The 766-nt window shown below is 65.7% G+C and carries 1 protein-coding gene; it reads right to left on the bottom strand.

Annotated features, from left to right (window positions below; translation table 11 throughout):
* Positions 1-743: DUF4082 domain-containing protein (locus AC1DJW_RS26480; protein WP_476902953.1), on the bottom strand; the 743-nt coding region annotated here is incomplete at its 3' end.
* Between the last annotated feature and the right edge of the window lie 23 nt (positions 744-766).

The following is a 766-nucleotide window of genomic DNA, read 5'->3' on the forward strand; positions in this document are numbered from 1 at the left end:
GTGAAGACGGCGTCGACCCAGTAGTTGGTGTTGTTGTAGCTGTTGGTGGGGAAGGCGGCGTTGCCGTAGTTGTAGACGCCGTTGGGTCCGTCGGTTCCGCTGGCGAGGCCGTGGAGGGGTGTGTTGTCGGCGGCGCTGCTGAAGTAGCCGCTGTTGGCGGAGTAGAAGCCGTTGGGGGCGTAGTAGGAGACGAGGTAGGTGGTGTTGGCGGCGATGGCGACGGGGTTGGCGAAGGTGGCTTGTTGCCAGCCGGTGGCGGTTTCGCCGGTGAAGGTGACGGAGGCCAGGAGTGATCCGGTGCCGGACCAGAGGTAGCCGGTGTGGGTTCCGGTGTTCTGGCTGCCTTTGTAGAAGCGGATGCCKGTGATGTTGCCGGCGATGTCGGAGCGGAACTTCATGCCCAGTTCGACGGCGCTGGGGTCGTTGACGTTGACGGTGGCGGGGTTGGAGGCGGCGCTGAASACGGTGCAGGGGCAGGACGGTGCCGCGGTGGTGGTGAAGGTCCAGCTGTAGGGGGCGGTCATGGTTTGGCCGGCGGTGTTGGTGGCTCCGCTGATGGTGGCGGTGTAGGTGGTGCTGTTGGCCAGGGCCGCGGTGGGGGTGAASGTGGAGGTGTTGGTGGTGGTGTTGTAGCTGGTGGTGCCGGGTACGGCGGTGTTGGTGGCGTCTTTGAGGGTGTAGGTGATGGAGGACGCGGTGACGGCCTGGTTGAAGGTCGCGGTTGGTGCGGTGTTGGTGGGCACGGCGGTGGCGTTGTTGGCCGGGG

This window comes from Arthrobacter sp. 05L417, from assembly GCF_056397865.1.